Origin of the sequence: Streptococcus sp. S784/96/1, assembly GCF_902729355.1 — a bacterium.
GTDB lineage: Bacteria > Bacillota > Bacilli > Lactobacillales > Streptococcaceae > Streptococcus > Streptococcus caledonicus.
In genome coordinates, this window is the sequence record NZ_CACVCC010000020.1 from 12,542 (window position 1) to 27,474 (window position 14,933).

Here is a 14,933-nt window from a genome sequence, read left to right on the forward strand (position 1 = left end):
AGTTGATTTAAATTAAATTTATCAAATACAAATGGCGTTCTTCATCCTCAGCCCACATCTCCAATTGTTCCTCGATCCATTTACCCAATTCTAATAATTCTTTTTCTTATAAATCAGCAGGTACATTGGTATGAGAGACGATATTTTTGAGTTGAGAGTATTTTCTATCCGAGATTGTATCAATAACTTTCTCTACAATCTTACTGATTTGTTTCTGATAGAGCATAAAGCTTCCTATGCCACAATTGCTTTTGCAACTTCCTCTGTTGTCATCCGTGAGAAGTAGTGTGTTGTGTCAATGCTTTGCAATTTCTCCAAAACATCCGCATACTCATAGCGCGTGCCGATAAGGAGCTGTTCAATATCAGAAACATCACCAATACCGAAGAAATCCCCGTAAATTTTGATATTTTCAATAACTGAGTTCTCAGTCTTAATATAGCTCGTAATCTTACCAGCTGGGTAACGAACCGAACGCTCTACTGTATAATCTGGGGCAGCACCATAAGTCCACTCCCATGTTGAGAATTGCTCTTCATAAGATTTTTGGATTTTAGCCAATTCATCTTCTGACAAAACATACTCTGTCATATCAGGATAGTGCTCTTTCATTTTATCCAAAATCTTATCCGCAAATTCATTAACCGTAATTTTTTCTGGCAATTCATTTAAGATATTGGTCACCCGCGCACGGACAGATTTAACCCCCTTTGACTCAATTTTATCTTTTGAAACCTTGAGGGCATCGCCAAGAACAGTCATATCCACATCAAACAATAAGCAACCATGGTGCATCATGCGTCCTTTATAATAGGCCTGCGCATTACCACAGAATTTCTTGCCGTCAATCTCAAGGTCGTTACGTCCCGTAAACGAAGCGGTTACTCCAAGATCAGCCAAGGTTTCAATCACAGGTTGTGAGAACGTTTTGAAATCAAACGCTCCCTCGTCAGCTTTGTTGGAAATGATGGTGTAGTTCAAGTTATTAAGGTCATGGTAAACAGCCCCACCACCTGACAGACGGCGAACCACATGAATCCCGTGGGCATCTGTGTATTCCTTATTGATTTCCTGCACCGCATTTTGGTGTTTCCCAATAATAATAGCAGGCTCATTGATCCAAAGGATAAAAATCTCATCTTCACTCTGTAATTCTTTGAAAGCGTAGGCTTCTAAGGCAATATTATAAGCCGGGTTATTTGATGTGTTAACAATATATTTCACAGATTAATCCTCCTATTAGATACTTCTATTTTAGTGAAAACGGTCGCAAAAGACAAGCCCAAAGTCTTTACTTGCTCTAAAAAGTTAAGAGGTCCTAGTTGACTGAAACATCTCCAAAATGATTGGTGATTGTCAACCGACGAGTCGCTTGATGATTGGTATCAGTATAACGTCCATTTTCTCCAGTATGACCTAACACGCTGTAATCACCAAATTTTGTTTCAACCACTATGGCTAAGTCCTCTGCCTGACCTTCTTTTAAGATAACAGCAGCATCGCCACAATGATGCGTTAGCATTAAATCTTTAAAATCAAGGTCTGACACCGTCGCATCTCCGTTAGATAATTTTGCCCTTGCATAATCAGCCTTACTGTAACGGTAGGTCAGGTCACCATTTGAGAGTTCTAATTCGAGAGTTTCTCGACTTTCCACCTTTTCTAATTCTAAATCACCATTGGCTAAATGAAACTCCGCTACTCCTAATTGGCTATTAATAACCTCACAATCGCCATTTTGGAAATTTCCTAAAACATTTTCAGTAGCACTATTGACCACTTCTCCATCACCATTTTGCAAGGTCAGCTTAAGGTTAGCAATACGGCAAGAATTTAACTCCAAGTCTCCATTTGTCAAGGCTACATTGCCTTGATTAGCAGTCAATCCTGATAATGTTGCATCGCCATCCCTTGAAATCACCGTAATCGTTTCAAACATTGTCTCCCGCGGGACTTTTACAGTGAACCGACCACCATAAGTCGTCTTGATTGAAAACAATCCTAAAATGGAAATGGTTTTATAACGTGCCGGATCAGAGATTTGCGCAATAGTCACCTGACCATTTTCTCTGGAAATAGCTAAGAGTTCTTGCACCTCTTCTACCGCTTCGACAACAACTTCTGAAACATCATCCTGCTCAACAATCACATCAAAATCATTCAGAGTGATTTGAAGATTCGTCGCATCGGTTAGCGACTGACGAACTATCTGTTCTTGGGCTCTTTCTTCCAAAATGCCTTTTTCTTGAAATTGCCCAACCAATTCTTCAGCCACTTCTTCTGGCTTTCCAAGCTCAGCAATTGCCTCTGCATTATCCCCAGCTTCAGCAAGGTATTCTTTGAAATAAGCCATTACTTCTTGCTTTTGACTGTCTGTTAAACTAGCCAAAGCCATCTCTAAACGTTGTAAAAATTCTTGTCCTGTCATTTTTTCAATTTTCCTTTCGCCATATCCAGAATAGCAGCTGAGTAGCGTAGCCATTCTTCTTCTAAAAACGTAAACTGTTGGCTCCCTAGAGCGGTTCTACGATAATATTTGCGTTGCCTTCCTTGATGAGCTTCCGAATAGGTCTCGAGATAACCACTCAACTCCATTTTTTTCAAAATAGGGTAGAGGGTTGACTCTTTGATGGAAGTGAGCATTTTCAAGGTCTGACTAATCTCATAGCCATAAGAGTCTTTCTCAGCAACAACCCCCAGCACCAGAAACTCAATCACAGGGGACGGAATAGGATAATACATATTAACCTCCTTAATTTTTATATATGCTTAATTTAAGTATATATAAATTATAAAACTATCATTCCAAAATAGCAAGTAAAAACTGAAAAAAATAATCATTCTCTATAGATGTCCTCCCGTAACCAAGAAACAAAAAAACTCAGACAAGTTTTTCCTGTCTGAGTTCATCTTATTAATTATTTTCCTGCGTGTTCAGCAACTTCTTCAAACATGAGGCGTGTTGACTCAAGTCCACCACCTGATAGGTACCACAGGTCTGATGTTAGCGTAATGATACGTTTGTTCTGACCAGCCTTTGTTCCTTGTAATAACGCGTTATTAAGAACATCCGCGTTGGTTGACGTATCCCCACCAATAGCAAGGGTGCGATCTACAACAAAAATCGTATCTGGGTTAACTTCTGCAATTGATTCAAAGCTGAGCCCTTGACCATGTCCACCACGGCCACCGCGACCGCCACGCGCTTCTTCTTTAATCTCAAGACTTGTTGGCTTGAAACCTAGAGTATTATAGACAAAACCATAGCGACCTTCCGATCCGATACCTGCAATATTCCCTTCATTTAAAAGAACCATCAAGGTTGTTTGATCTGCTCCTTCATTAGCTTTTGTGGCAATTGAAACAATATTATCTAGCTCTGCCAATTCTTTTTCGGCTGTTCCGACCGCTTCATCACCAAATAGTTTAGCCACTTCTGTCACATTGTTTTTAACAGAATTAAGATAGTCGGCACTATCTGTGGCAAAATAAACTGTCGGTGCAATTTCTTCAAATTCTGCAATTTTTCCTTGAGTTCGACCTGAGGCAATAATGATATCAGGTGCCAATTTAGCAATCGCTTCGAGATTAACTTCTTTCAAGTTACCAACATTTGTGACAGAATCCTTCTTACCAAGGTCAGTTAAGTAAGTTGGTAAAGATTGAGACGGCATACCAACGATCGCATCTTCATGCCCCAAAGTACGTAAGGTATCAGCCATTCCTAAATCAAGAACAACAATTTTTTTAGGATTCGCTGGGACAGTGATATCCCCATTTTCTGCTTTAATCGTTACTTCTGCTGGAACTGCTTTTGTTTCCTTTGATGTCTTCTCTTTAGCTGTTTTTGATCCACAAGCTACTAAAATAAGTGTTGCAACCAATGCTATTGCACTAAGTAATCGTTTCATTGTTTTTGACATATCTGTCTCCTTTTTAGTGATAAATACAAATGCGTTTGCCATGAATTTCATCAACAGTAACATCCATGTTATAGAGGTCATCCAAAATCGTTTTTGTCATCACCTCTTGAGGGGTTCCTCGGCAAAAAATTTCCCCCTCTTTAAAGCCAACCATCTGATCAACAAATTGACTGGCAATATTAATATCATGGATGACGATAACGACTGTTTTCCCTAATTCATCGACCAAACGTCTCAGGGTTTTCATCATCGCAATTCCTTGCTTAATATCTAGATTATTCAGTGGTTCATCCAACAAGACAATATCGGTATCTTGTGCCAAGACCATCGCAATGTAGACTCGCTGTAATTGCCCACCTGATAGGGTGCCAATCAACCGACTACGTAAATCCTGCAAATCCATATAAGTCAGTGCTTCATTAATTTTAGCAAGGTCTTCTGCTGTCAGACGCCCCTGACTGTAAGGGAAACGTCCAAAAGCAACTAGCTCTTCAACAGTGAACTTGACTTGAAAATGAATTTGCTGTTTGAGCATGGTCAATTCTTTTGCCAACTCAGCCGAATGCCAAGCCTCAATTTCCTGCCCCTTAATCATCAAGAGCCCTTCATCTTTGACCAATAGCCGACTCATGATTGATAGAAGCGTTGATTTTCCAGCCCCATTCGGTCCAATAAAAGCCGTAAATTGCCTAGGAGCAATATCCAAGTTAACAGCCTTTAAAATGGCTTTTTCTCCGTAAGATTTTCCAATTTGCGCCATCTTCATCATGATTTCATCCGCTCCTTATATAATAAATAGAAGAAAAAGGCTCCACCTAATAGTTCCACCAACATGGCAATAGTAATCTGATAGTTAAATAAACGTTCTAAAACACCTTGGCCTATTACTAAGATCACAAACCCTAACAAACTAGCCACACCAAACAACCACTTGTGTTCATAATAATTAAGTAACTGATGGACGATATTGACCAACATAAAGCCAAAGAAAGTCATCGGACCAACCATCGCTGTCGAGGCAGACACCAACAGGACCACTATCCACAGGACTGTCTGCTGCGTTTTTTCCACATCAATCCCAAGAAGCGTAGCATTAGATTTCCCAAGATAAAAGACATTCAAAATCGCACTTTTACGATAAAGGAAAATCGTAGAGATAACGACAAGAACCGTTGCCATAGCTAGAACATCAGTATTAACATGTTGCAAGGAAGCAAAAAGCTTACTCTGTAATTTGTCATACTCATTAGGGTCCATAACCACCTGTAAGTAGGTAGAAAAACTTCTAAACAAAGTTCCCAGTGACATACAGATGAGTAAGATCGTTCCAAATCCCTTGGTCAATAAGTTACGAATAATCGGTTGGAAAAGACCAAAGAACAGTAATTGAATCAGTAAAACCACAAGGAATTCCACAATGGGATTCGGTGCCTGTTGCTCAATCCATTTCCAATAGAAAAAGAGATAAACGGATTGCATGAGAACGTAAAGACTTTCTAGCCCGAGCACTGATGGAGTTAAAAAGCGATTTCCTGTAATGGTCTGAAAACTAATGGTCGAAAAGCTCGCAATAACAGCCACAAGGGCATAAGTCAAAACTTTTCGTAACCGCAACTTCAAAATATAAGGAATCACACGGCCACCAAAAGGATAAGTATAGAGTATTGTGCAGCCTATTGCCAAAATAATCAGTAGCCACAATAACTGCTGACGTTTAGATTGTATCTTACCCATGTCGCTCACCTCGCCACAAGAGTAAAATGAAAATCAATGATCCTAAAACACCTAAAATCAGAGAGACTGACACCTCGTAAGGACGGATAACTAGCCGTGCAAAGATATCGCAAGCTAGTACGAGACACGAACCCGCTAACACCACTACAGCCTGAGAATTTTTCAAATGTTCACTAATATGCAAACGCACCAAATTAGGAATAATAATCCCAACAAAGGGAAGACTGCCAACTGTAATCATCGTTGTTGCTGTCGTCAGTGAGATCAACAATAACGCAAGTCCTTCCATATGTTCAAAAGGAAGACCCAGAACACGACTAGTATCCTCACCCAGACTCATCAGTGAGAATCCTTCTGAAAAATACCAAACAGCTCCTAAAATTACAAGGTTTAAGAAAAGCCATTCATATTGTTTCGTCTGAATCATGGCAAATGAACCCTGAGTCCAGGAAGCCATAGACTGTACCAGATTAAAACGATAGGCAATCATTTGTGCAAAGGCTCCAATCATCCCCCCATAAATCATGCCAACTAAAGGCAACTGCCATTTTTCCTTAAACTGTAACCGACGCACGACCTTAATAAAAAAGAACGTAGTTAGCATGGCAGCACTAAAGGCAAACACCATCTTCTGCAGTAAGGTGGCCTGTGGAAAAAAGAAGAGTGGCACCAACATGCCTAACTGTGCTGCCTCGACTGTCCCTACAGTTGATGGTGCAGCGTAGTGATTCTGTGTAATGGTCTGCATGAGTAAGCCAGATAAACTCATAGCTCCAGCTGATAATAAAATAGCTAAGGTTCTTGGCAAACGTGATTGCCAAAAAACGTGACTTGCCATATCACCACCTTGAAATAAGCTCACCCAGGAAAACTGTGAACTGGCACCAATCGTCAAAGACAAAAAAATCAATATAAATAACACAGGGACTAACCCATTTAATGCTTTCATGAGTTACCTCCCTCAAAGCCTACAAGCATCGCAACACTTCTTAAATTAACAAAATATCGAGTTATCGTCAAGTTAATCTAAGCATTTTAAACAACATTAAAGTGATTCTAAATACTGATACAAAAGGACTATTCATATTTTGAACAAGCATAAAAAGACTCTAGCACTGTATACTAGAATCTTTAAGTCATTATTATTTACGACGTGGTGGGTTATGGATAGCTTCTCCAAGAACATCCATGAAGGCTTCATACATATTTTCTGAGAAGGTTGGGTGTCCGTGGATTGATTGTGCGACATCATGAACTGTCAATTCAGCTTCCATAATTGTTGACGCTTCATTGGCAAGTTCTGCTGCTGCAGGACCAATGATATGAACACCTAGGATTTCATGGTATTTTGGTTCTGCAATCACTTTAACAAAACCGTGTGCTTCGTTAGAAGCAATCGCACGACCATTTCCAGCAAAGCTAGAACGTCCAACCAAAACATCTCCATATTGTTCACGCGCTTGTTCTTCAGTCAAACCAACCATAGCCACTTCTGGGTGTGTGTAAACAGCAGCCGGTGTGTAGTCAAGTTTTGCTTTACGAACATTACCATGCATTGCATTTTCAGCAGCTACTTCACCCATACGGTAAGCAGCGTGAGCAAGCATTTTCGTACCATTAACATCACCTGGGGCGTAAATACCTGGAATTGATGTTTCTTGGTAGGCATTGACTTTGATACGGTTACGATCCATTTCAAGGTTAAGGTTTTCAAGTCCTGCTAATTGTGGGACACGTCCGATAGAAAGCAGAGCTTTTTCAGCAACAACTTCTTCACCATTGTTAAGTTTCAATGTTAATTGGTTATTAGCTTCAACGATTTCTGACACACCAACGTTAGTCTTGATGGTCATACCTTTCTTAGCAAGGATTTTTTGAAGTTCAAGTGACACTTCTTTATCCATACCTGGGATAATGCGGTCAGCCATTTCGATAACAGTAACTGGTACACCATATGACGCCCAAACAAGTCCAAGCTCGATACCAACAACACCACCACCCATAACAGCAAGTGATTTTGGCATTTCTTTAAGGTCAAGGATATCATCTGAAGTCAATACAAGTGGTGATTCGATACCAGGGATATTGATACGTGATACTTTTGAACCTGTTGCAAGGATGATAGAGCGACCTTTGATTGTTTCAGAACCAATGGTAACTGTCTTATCTGGGTTTACTTGACCAAGTCCATTGAACATAGTCACTTTGTTAGCCTTCAAAAGACCTTTAACACCACCAGTCAAGGTACGAACAACGGAGTTCTTGAAGTCAACAGTTTTATCCATATCAATCGCATAGTTCGTAGAAGCAAGGTTGATACCACGTCCTGCTGCAATTTTAAGACCATCAAGAATTTCAGCATTTTTAAGGTAAGTCTTCGTTGGGATACATCCAACGTTCAAGCAAGTACCACCAAATTCTGATTTTTCAACAATAGCAATTTTACCACCTAGTTGAGCACCACGGATAGCTGCGTAGTAACCAGCAGGTCCACCACCAACAACGACGATATCGTACTCGTTGTCTGCAAGGGGAGCTTTATCAGCTGCTGGTGTCGCTGCAACAGCAGGTGCGGCAGGTACTTCAAGACCAGCTGCTTTAAGATCAGCTGTGGCTTGTGCTACTTCAGCTGGAGCTGATGCGTCTGCAATAGTCTCGCCAGCTTCACCAATGTAAGCAATGATTTCAGTAACTGGAACTACCTCACCAGCTTGGCGAGTAATTTTCAAAAGAACACCTGATTCTTCTGCTTCAAGTTCCATATTTGTCTTATCTGACATGATTTCAAGAAGGACTTCACCTTCAGTGACCGTGTCACCTTCAGCTTTTTTCCACTCGATGATTTCACCTTCTTGCATGTCAACACCAAGTTTAGGCATAATTACTTCAAAAGCCATTTTATTTATTTTCCTTTCGGTTAAAGCTTTATTTCTCTTTTTTGCTTTCGTAACATAGCGGAGCAAAGACCATCAAATCAGTACTGTCAATTTATTTCTGTTGTAGAGCTACAAACGTCAATACTGATAATAGCCCAGCTTCTTATTTTTATATTACTACGATAAAGGCTTAAAGTCCACTATGGTACAAAGCAATCATTAGCGACTTCGTCGCCTTAAAGTCATCGCATCAAGAGTGTCACTTATTATTCCGGACTACCTTAATGGGATAGCAACATGTTCTTATCAGATTAACAATTCTAATGGGTTTTCCAACAAGTTCTTGAGGTCAACCATGAATTTGGCACCATTCATACCATCCACAATACGGTGGTCAATTGTTAAGCAAAGCGCCATGATTGGACGAATCTTAATTTCACCATCAATAACAACTGGTGTTTGAACTGTTGAAGCAACACCTAAGATTGCTGAGTTTGGTTGGTTAATGATTGGGTTGAATGTCTTCGTACCAAACATTCCCAAGTTAGTGATTGAGAAGGTAGAACCTGACATTTCTGCTGCTTTTAACTTACCAGTTTGCGCTTTTTTAATCACATCTTTTGATGCGACTACAAAGTCTGACAAACTCATCTTATCTGCACCGTGAACAACTGGTACAACTAAGCCCTCATCAAGACCAACCGCAATACCAATATTAACAAACTTATGCAATTCAATTTCTTGAGCATCATTGATGAGAGAGGCGTTAAGGTAACGGTGTTCTTCTTTCATCAAAGTACGCGTTACAGCAAGACCAATAAGGTCTGTAAAGGTCACTTTAAGACCTGTTTTATTCATTATTGGTTCAAGCACTTGTTTACGAAGTGCCATAAGGTTTGTCATGTCAATGTCGTAGTTAAGCGTAAAGGTTGGTGCCGTCAAGTATGAGTGTGTCATACCTTTTGAAATAGCTTTACGCATTGCAGACATCTTGATGATTTCAACACCTTCTGGTAATTCTTTAGCTCGTTTTTCTTCAGCTTTAGGTACTTGTACTGTTTCTGCAACAACTGCTGGCGCTACAAGAGCAAGGACATCTTCTTTGGTAATCTTACCACGAGCACCTGTTCCAACAACAGTTGCAAGATCAATTCCTTTATCAGAAGCAATTTTAGCAGCCAATGGAGTTGCTTTAGGTTGTGCACCTTTAAAGTTCTCCACATCATCTTTGTGAACACGACCATTAGCACCTGTTCCAGGTACAAGACCAAGATCAACACCTTGTTCAACAGCCAACTTACGAGCTGCTGGCGTTGCACGAACCTTACCACCATGATTTTGTGGCGTAGCTACAACAACTGCTGACACTTCTACTCTAGGTGCAGCAACAGATTCTTCAACTGGACTTGCCGCCTCAGCAACTGTTTCAGAAGCCAAAGTCGAAATACTCTCACCAGCTTCACCAATATAAGCAATGATTTCAGTAACTGGAACTACCTCACCAGCTTGGCGAGTGATTTTCAAAAGAACACCTGATTCTTCTGCTTCAAGTTCCATATTTGTCTTATCTGACATGATTTCAAGAAGGACTTCACCTTCAGTGACCGTGTCACCTTCAGCTTTTTTCCACTCGATGATTTCACCTTCTTGCATGTCAACACCAAGTTTAGGCATGATTACTTCAAAAGCCATGTTTTTTCCTTTCAGTTTTATTAGAAAGTTTCTTTTATGATAGTGTCTTGTGGTGAGAAAGGGTGCTTATTCTCTGTACCTTTCATACTTATCAAACATAGAAAGTCTCACCACACAGAAACTACCGAGCTTTACTAACTCGCGCTAGCTTTAGCCCTAAACGTCTAAGTTGGAAAATTAGTTTCCTTTGTTTGCCATTTTGTAAATCGCTGCTTTGATTTTAGCAACATCTGGCAAGATTGCTTGTTCAAGAACACGCGCGTATGGTACTGGCACATCTTCTGAAGCCAAACGAACGATTGGGTGGTCAAGGTAGTCAAAGGCTTCGCTTTCTGTAACGATTGTTGCGATTTCACCGATGAATCCACCAGTCTTGTAAGCATCGTTGACAAGCATCAATTTACCAGTTTTCTTAACTGAGTTAATGATGATTTCTTTATCAAGTGGGATAAGGGTGCGTGGGTCAACAACCTCAACGTTGATACCATCTGCAGCCACTTCCTCAGCAGCTTGTAACACGCGCTCAAGCATACGTCCGTAAGATACAATAGTGATATCTGTACCTTCACGTTTGATTTCACCTTTACCAAGTGGCAAGTAGAAATCTGGATCTTGAGTCACTTCTTCTTTTTTACCGTAAAGTGCTTTTGGCTCCATGAAGATAACGATGTTATTATCTTGGATAGCTGATTTCAAAAGCCCTTTAGCATCGTTGGCATTCCCTGGAGCAACAACTTTAATACCTGGAATATGTGTCAACCACGCTTCAAGTGATTGTGAGTGTTGCGCTGCCGAACCAATACCTGAACCAGATGCAACACGGTAAACGACAGGTGTTTTCAATCCCCCACCAAACATGTAGTTGTTTTTAGCTCCGTTGTTGACAATCGCATCAAGAGCAATTGTGATAAAGTCCATGAAGGTAAGATCAATGATTGGACGAAGTCCAGTAATCGCAGCACCAACTGCCGCACCAGCAATCGCAGCCTCAGAGATTGGCGTGTCTTTAACACGTTTTTCACCAAACTCAGCAAGCATACCTACAGATGTCCCGAAGTCACCTCCATAGATACCAACATCTTCACCCATAAGGAAGATGTTCTCATCTTTACGCATTTCTTCGCTCATTGCAAGGTTAATCGCCTCACGCAAAGCCATTAATTTTGTTTCTGACATGTTATTTTCTCCGAAAAATGATTTTTTCTTTTGCGACCTATGGTCGCCTCATTTTTGATTTGCCAGTCCACCTTTGGTTTTATGGCTAAAATGAAAGCCTAAAGTCCTTCATTTTGCCTGTATCGTCACCTACTGGTAACGATACTTGAACCACAGCGGTGACTGGCGTTAGACCGTCGCTTTTTATTTGTTAAGCGACGACTCCTAGCAACTTTGTCGCAATATTCTTTCAATAATTTCTTAATCTACCCAAATGTCTTCAAAAGCAACAGACAAGTCTGGATCTGGACTATTTTGAGCAAATTCATAAGCATCGTCAACTTCTTTTTTCACTTGTGCTTGAATCGCATCAAGTTCTTCATCAGTAGCGATACCTTCTGCTGTCAAGTATTGACGGTATTTGATCATTGGATCTTTTTTCTTCCACTCATCAACTTCTTCTTTGGTACGGTAAACACCGGCATCGGCTGTAGAGTGCCCAAACCAACGGTACGATTCAACTTCAACAATCGCTGGTCCATTGCCACCGCGCACATGCTCAACAGCTTTCCCCATTGTTTCATAAACCGCAAGAACATCATTCCCATCTTCACAGTAAAAACCAGGGATACCATAAGCTTCTGCACGAGTGTAAAGGTGAGGCGTATTCGTCGCGTTTTCAATACTCATTGAAATACCGTAACGGTTGTTGATGATAAAGAAAATTACAGGTAGTTTCCATGTTGCTGCCATGTTAACAGACTCGTGGAATGAACCTTCGTTAGTTGCACCATCACCAGAGAATGCCACAACAATATTATTTGTGCCTTTGTATTGTTGCGTCAAGGCAGCACCGACAGCCATCGCATACCCACCACCAACGATACCATTAGTCCCGTAGTTACCTTTAGCAAAGTCTGCAACGTGCATTGATCCACCACGCCCTTTTGAAACACCAGTTGCTTTACCAGCAAGCTCAGCCATCATGGCATTCAAGTCCATATCTTGGGCAATTGATTGACCATGACCACGGTGGTTAGAGAAGAAAATATCATCGTAGCTCAAGTGTTGAACCGCACCTACGTTAGCGGCCTCTTCACCAACTGAGAAGTGAGTCATCCCTTGCACGAAACCACGACGAACAAGTTTATTGATACGCATGTCAAATTCACGAATGCGTTCCATTTTCAGAAACATTTCTAAATGTTGTTCTTTTGAAAGTGTTACCATTACGGCCTCCATTTAATCATATTACTCCATTATGATATTCCTTTTTTTCACAAAGCGCAAATTTTTGAACCGTTAATTTTAAAGGGATTTAAGGCATCAAAAAGTCATTTTAGTTAGTGAACTCACAAACTTTTTCGGTCAATAAAAAACCTGAGAACTTCCCTCAGGCATTTAAAATTATTCAGCAGATAAAGACAGCTCATAAGCTTCTTGAACAAAGGTATCAATTTCCCCAGATGATTTAAGTTCTCCAATCACTTCATCAATGACTTTCTTCAGTGATTCGCTTCCTTTAGCCATGGCTACAGCACTACCTGGTTCACCAGCATCTTCTTTTAATGGAATTTCAGCAATTGCCAACTCTTCATTATTGGCCACGTAACCTTTAGCAATGGTTTCCTCCATGACAATAGCATCAAGCTTCCCTGAATTTAACTCAGTCACCATTTCAGTAATCTGCATCAAAGAAACAAGATGACTATCTGGAAGTTGTTCTGTTACAATTGGTTCCTGGATGGAACCTTTTTGAGCTCCGACAGCTCTGTCAGCTAGACTACTAGCTGAAGTGTATTTCCCCATATTCTCTTTTTTAATCAAAACAATATTTTTAGCATTGTAGTAAACATCTGAGAAATCAAAGTTTTTAGCACGCTCCTCGGTTGCTGAAATACCAGAAATAGCAATATCAGCTTTCTTAGACACGAGACTAGCTAAGACATTATTAAATGACATTGGCGACAGTTCAAGTTCCACACCCAATTTATCTGCAATTGCTTTAGCAATCTCAACATCTGCTCCAACGATTGTATCTTTACCATCTACCAAAGTCTTAAACTCAAAAGGGGCATAATCTGGGCTTAATGCTACAACTAATTTCCCTTTATCCTGTATATCTTTTAAAGACGTATCTTCTTTAGTTTTAGAACTTCCGCAAGCTACTAATGTTAAAGTAGCCAATCCCATAAGAACTGTTGTAAATAATTTTTTCATTATTAAGACCTCATTTGTATTTTTATTATCTTACATGTATTTTATGTTATATTTATTCAAATGTCAACTGTTTTCTTGATATTTTTTCAAAAAATAAAAACCTGCCAAATCAATTGACAGGAATTAGGAAATTTTGTGAGTAATTTTAGTTAAGAGCTGAAAGAAGTGCTTCTGCTTGTTTATTAAGATCTGAAAGAACTTCTTCAGTAGCAACAAATTGGCCATCTGCCCAAGCTGAGTCGTTAACTTTTGAGAAAGTCAACTGATCAACAAATTGTGTACGGATAAATGGCATCAAGTTACGGAAACCTTCTGCCACTTGCTCATGTCCGCCGTTTGCAACTACTGAAACAGTTGATACTTTATCTTGAAGTGCTGAAGCACCTGTTGTGTCTGAAAGATCAATAGCACGGCTCAACCAATCAAGCAAGTTTTTCACTGATCCTGGAATCGCAAAGTTATAAGCTGGTGAGAAAATCCAGATAGCATCTGCAGCAACAACAGCGTCACGAACTGCTTGAACAGCTGGCAACACTGGTGTTTCAAGGTCTTGTGAGAATACTGGTACATCTTTCCAGTTGAGGTAAGAAACGTTCGCTTTACCTTCTAAAACTTTTTCAGCATTAGCTGCTAGCTGATGGTTAAATGAGCCTTCACGTAGTGAACCAACGATAAATAGAATGTTTTTCATAGATTTTTCCTCTTCTTTATTAAAAAATGATTTGATAGTGTTAATGATTGACATAATGTCTCCTTCTAAAAACACTACATAGTAATGTTATGGCACTATATTATCACTACTTAGTAATATAGTCAACCCATTTGCTCAACAATTTTTAAATTTCTTAAGTAAGTCAATCAGCTGCGTCTGCTCATCTGACGACAAAACGGCAAATGTCTCCTCAACTTTATCAATATGGGCTGGTAAAGCTGCCGCAATAACCTCTCTTCCTTGATCTGTCAAATCAATCCAAAAAGCCCGTTTATCATTAGGACAAGCAGTCTTATTTATCCAACCCTTTTTCTCCATATTTTTAATGACCACAGTCATATTGCCAGAAGTAGCTAGTGTACTATCAATCAAATCACCAATTTTCATACTGCCTTTAGCATAAAGAACATCCAGGACACCAAACTGAGCTGGAGTTAGTTCAAAATCCTTGAAACTTTCTGAAACTTTAGCATCAATTGTACGAAATGCCTTACGAAGAACCACCATTGATTTGACCGCATTATTTTTGAAATTCGGCATAAAACCTCCATTATTACTATTTAGGGCTATTCTATCAAAGAACAGCTGTTTAAACAAGAAAAAACAGCTCTCACGAACTGT

14 protein-coding genes are annotated in these 14,933 nt (G+C 39.9%); all 14 read right to left on the bottom strand.

Annotation, left to right across the window (positions count from 1 at the left end; all coding sequences use genetic code 11):
• Positions 1 to 234: 234 nt before the first annotated feature.
• The 14 genes from GZ996_RS07700 to GZ996_RS07765 all read right to left on the bottom strand — a co-directional run bounded on the left by GZ996_RS07700 (position 235) and on the right by GZ996_RS07765 (position 14,852).
• A complete protein-coding gene (locus tag GZ996_RS07700; protein ID WP_161979635.1) occupies positions 235 to 1,224 on the bottom strand; it encodes a lipoate--protein ligase in 990 nt (329 codons plus the stop codon).
• A gap of 94 nt (positions 1,225 to 1,318) precedes the next feature.
• Positions 1,319 to 2,428, bottom strand: coding sequence for a DUF4097 family beta strand repeat-containing protein (locus tag GZ996_RS07705; RefSeq protein ID WP_162011752.1), 1,110 nt, complete (start codon positions 2,426 to 2,428; stop codon positions 1,319 to 1,321).
• Positions 2,425 to 2,742: a PadR family transcriptional regulator gene (locus GZ996_RS07710; RefSeq protein ID WP_162011753.1), complete on the bottom strand. Its 318-nt coding sequence runs from the start codon at positions 2,740 to 2,742 to the stop codon at positions 2,425 to 2,427. The genes GZ996_RS07705 and GZ996_RS07710 overlap by 4 nt, the downstream gene beginning before the upstream one ends.
• A gap of 176 nt (positions 2,743 to 2,918) precedes the next feature.
• The gene (locus tag GZ996_RS07715; RefSeq protein WP_161980799.1) at positions 2,919 to 3,923 is read right to left on the bottom strand and encodes a siderophore ABC transporter substrate-binding protein; all 1,005 of its coding nucleotides are present in this window, start codon (positions 3,921 to 3,923) and stop codon (positions 2,919 to 2,921) included.
• Between the two features lie 13 nt (positions 3,924 to 3,936).
• On the bottom strand, positions 3,937 to 4,689 hold the full coding sequence (locus GZ996_RS07720; protein WP_161980802.1) for an iron ABC transporter ATP-binding protein: 753 nt from the start codon (positions 4,687 to 4,689) through the stop codon (positions 3,937 to 3,939).
• Positions 4,689 to 5,657 carry an iron chelate uptake ABC transporter family permease subunit gene (locus tag GZ996_RS07725; protein WP_162011754.1) on the bottom strand — a complete coding sequence of 323 codons (969 nt, stop codon included), beginning with the start codon at positions 5,655 to 5,657 and terminating at the stop codon, positions 4,689 to 4,691. The genes GZ996_RS07720 and GZ996_RS07725 overlap by 1 nt, the downstream gene beginning before the upstream one ends.
• Complete coding sequence (locus GZ996_RS07730; RefSeq protein WP_162011755.1) at positions 5,650 to 6,606, bottom strand: ABC transporter permease; 957 nt, start codon at positions 6,604 to 6,606, stop codon at positions 5,650 to 5,652. The genes GZ996_RS07725 and GZ996_RS07730 overlap by 8 nt, the downstream gene beginning before the upstream one ends.
• Positions 6,607 to 6,799: 193 nt before the next feature.
• On the bottom strand, positions 6,800 to 8,554 hold the full coding sequence (gene lpdA / locus GZ996_RS07735) for a dihydrolipoyl dehydrogenase (protein ID WP_162011756.1): 1,755 nt from the start codon (positions 8,552 to 8,554) through the stop codon (positions 6,800 to 6,802).
• A 285-nt stretch (positions 8,555 to 8,839) separates the two neighbouring features.
• Positions 8,840 to 10,225 carry a dihydrolipoamide acetyltransferase gene (locus GZ996_RS07740; RefSeq protein ID WP_156807134.1) on the bottom strand — a complete coding sequence of 462 codons (1,386 nt, stop codon included), beginning with the start codon at positions 10,223 to 10,225 and terminating at the stop codon, positions 8,840 to 8,842.
• A 177-nt stretch (positions 10,226 to 10,402) separates the two neighbouring features.
• Positions 10,403 to 11,401: an alpha-ketoacid dehydrogenase subunit beta gene (locus GZ996_RS07745; RefSeq protein ID WP_121835855.1), complete on the bottom strand. Its 999-nt coding sequence runs from the start codon at positions 11,399 to 11,401 to the stop codon at positions 10,403 to 10,405.
• Positions 11,402 to 11,641: 240 nt separating this feature from the next.
• Positions 11,642 to 12,610: a thiamine pyrophosphate-dependent dehydrogenase E1 component subunit alpha gene (locus GZ996_RS07750; protein ID WP_161979630.1), complete on the bottom strand. Its 969-nt coding sequence runs from the start codon at positions 12,608 to 12,610 to the stop codon at positions 11,642 to 11,644.
• A 177-nt stretch (positions 12,611 to 12,787) separates the two neighbouring features.
• Complete coding sequence (locus GZ996_RS07755; RefSeq protein WP_161980801.1) at positions 12,788 to 13,600, bottom strand: transporter substrate-binding domain-containing protein; 813 nt, start codon at positions 13,598 to 13,600, stop codon at positions 12,788 to 12,790.
• A gap of 145 nt (positions 13,601 to 13,745) precedes the next feature.
• On the bottom strand, positions 13,746 to 14,291 hold the full coding sequence (locus GZ996_RS07760; RefSeq protein WP_156807140.1) for an NADPH-dependent FMN reductase: 546 nt from the start codon (positions 14,289 to 14,291) through the stop codon (positions 13,746 to 13,748).
• A 135-nt stretch (positions 14,292 to 14,426) separates the two neighbouring features.
• Positions 14,427 to 14,852, bottom strand: coding sequence for a MarR family winged helix-turn-helix transcriptional regulator (locus GZ996_RS07765; protein ID WP_156807137.1), 426 nt, complete (start codon positions 14,850 to 14,852; stop codon positions 14,427 to 14,429).
• Positions 14,853 to 14,933 lie beyond the last annotated feature (81 nt).

What these genes read in the sequence shown, in the direction of transcription:
- GZ996_RS07705 (WP_162011752.1), bottom strand. Translation starts at nt 2,428, where the DNA reads ATGACAGGACAAGAATTTTTACAACGTTTAGAGATGGCTTTGGCTAGT.
- GZ996_RS07710 (WP_162011753.1), bottom strand. Translation starts at nt 2,742, where the DNA reads ATGTATTATCCTATTCCGTCCCCTGTGATTGAGTTTCTGGTGCTGGGG.
- GZ996_RS07715 (WP_161980799.1), bottom strand. Translation starts at nt 3,923, where the DNA reads ATGTCAAAAACAATGAAACGATTACTTAGTGCAATAGCATTGGTTGCA.
- GZ996_RS07720 (WP_161980802.1), bottom strand. Translation starts at nt 4,689, where the DNA reads ATGAAGATGGCGCAAATTGGAAAATCTTACGGAGAAAAAGCCATTTTA.
- GZ996_RS07725 (WP_162011754.1), bottom strand. Translation starts at nt 5,657, where the DNA reads ATGGGTAAGATACAATCTAAACGTCAGCAGTTATTGTGGCTACTGATT.
- GZ996_RS07730 (WP_162011755.1), bottom strand. Translation starts at nt 6,606, where the DNA reads ATGAAAGCATTAAATGGGTTAGTCCCTGTGTTATTTATATTGATTTTT.
- lpdA (WP_162011756.1), bottom strand. Translation starts at nt 8,554, where the DNA reads ATGGCTTTTGAAGTAATTATGCCTAAACTTGGTGTTGACATGCAAGAA.
- GZ996_RS07740 (WP_156807134.1), bottom strand. Translation starts at nt 10,225, where the DNA reads ATGGCTTTTGAAGTAATCATGCCTAAACTTGGTGTTGACATGCAAGAA.
- GZ996_RS07745 (WP_121835855.1), bottom strand. Translation starts at nt 11,401, where the DNA reads ATGTCAGAAACAAAATTAATGGCTTTGCGTGAGGCGATTAACCTTGCA.
- GZ996_RS07750 (WP_161979630.1), bottom strand. Translation starts at nt 12,610, where the DNA reads ATGGTAACACTTTCAAAAGAACAACATTTAGAAATGTTTCTGAAAATG.
- GZ996_RS07755 (WP_161980801.1), bottom strand. Translation starts at nt 13,600, where the DNA reads ATGAAAAAATTATTTACAACAGTTCTTATGGGATTGGCTACTTTAACA.
- GZ996_RS07760 (WP_156807140.1), bottom strand. Translation starts at nt 14,291, where the DNA reads ATGAAAAACATTCTATTTATCGTTGGTTCACTACGTGAAGGCTCATTT.
- GZ996_RS07765 (WP_156807137.1), bottom strand. Translation starts at nt 14,852, where the DNA reads ATGCCGAATTTCAAAAATAATGCGGTCAAATCAATGGTGGTTCTTCGT.